General features: G+C 41.3%; 1 protein-coding gene. It reads right to left on the minus strand.

Annotated features, from left to right (window positions below; all coding sequences use genetic code 11):
* Positions 1 to 264 (minus strand): HAD-IA family hydrolase (locus tag AAEZ18_RS19020; protein ID WP_352255979.1); only part of this gene is annotated, 264 nt, incomplete at both ends.

The raw sequence follows: 264 nt of genomic DNA on the forward strand, positions 1-264 counted from the left end.
TTACTGTATAAGTTGGCTTTATTCCTTCGGCTAATTGCTCACCAGGGTGTTGTAACCAGCAAGTATCAATACCTGCATTGTTGCCGCCAAGTATGTCGCTTGCAGCAGTATCACCCACCATAAGTATCTCGCTTTTATCAGGGTTACCCATTAGCTCAAATGTGTGCTCAAAAATCGCTTTATTTGGTTTTGCTATACCCACAAGTTCAGATATTACTAACCATTCAAACATATCTTTTAAGCCAGTATGCTCAAGGCGTACGG

Source organism: Pseudoalteromonas sp. 19-MNA-CIBAN-0066, assembly GCF_040308705.1.
In the GTDB taxonomy this organism is placed as follows: Bacteria; Pseudomonadota; Gammaproteobacteria; order Enterobacterales; family Alteromonadaceae; genus Pseudoalteromonas; species Pseudoalteromonas nigrifaciens.